1 protein-coding gene is annotated in these 691 nt (G+C 52.4%); it reads right to left on the bottom strand.

Annotated features, from left to right (window positions below; all coding sequences use genetic code 11):
* Window positions 1-196: hypothetical protein (locus tag AACQ83_RS24310; RefSeq protein WP_205068678.1), on the bottom strand; the 196-nt coding region annotated here is incomplete at its 3' end.
* Between the last annotated feature and the right edge of the window lie 495 nt (window positions 197-691).

The following is a 691-nucleotide window of genomic DNA, read 5'->3' as shown; positions in this document are numbered from 1 at the left end:
ACTTATCAAGGGCAGTTGCCCTGATATTATGGGCTATTTTTAGCCTGTCATGGGTTGCCAGTCCCAATAACAGGCAATAAATTTCTGTGGGGTTATTTTCAATGCCGACCTTTTGCGACACCCTCTTGACGGTCGGGTCGTCGCCTGCACTCCACCTGGCCTGCGCAGTCGCGCAGGCCAGCTTCCGCAGAGCCACGCGAGCGTGTCTCTGTCCATTGGGATAGCAAGCGATGCCTAAAGGTCAACCCCTTAGCGCTTGCAGCGGCTAAAGCCGCGCCGCTTTCACTGCCCAGCAGACAAGCTGCCGGGCGCTAAGGTCGCCACGTCGTTCCGACATGGTGGGTGTGTTCATTCTCTTGACCATTGGGTGACTTATCTCTCGGTGAGTTCTCACGCGGAGGGCTGTGTGTAGCACCATCCCTGTTCAGAAAACAAGGGTAAATGGCACGCCTTCGGCGCCCTTGTTTTCTGAACAGGTCTGTTGCTCCTGCGCCCATTGCCGCGAAAGAACTCACCGAGAGATGTGGAAAAACCACGTACATGCGTACAGATGGATTTGTAACTAACCTGAGATTTGCTTAAGAAGGGAACTAAGTGCCTGAGGCACGATCAAAGTTTTTGTCAAAGAAAACAAAATCGTGGAGCTCCTCAGGCATGTCTAATTTAGAAGAACTTTACTGCTGCGTCGATG

The organism is Photorhabdus sp. S10-54, from assembly GCF_963878145.1.
Classification (GTDB): domain Bacteria; phylum Pseudomonadota; class Gammaproteobacteria; order Enterobacterales; family Enterobacteriaceae; genus Photorhabdus; species Photorhabdus kayaii.
Note: the sequence above shows the minus strand (reverse complement) of the source record. Positions and strands in the feature narration are given on the sequence as shown.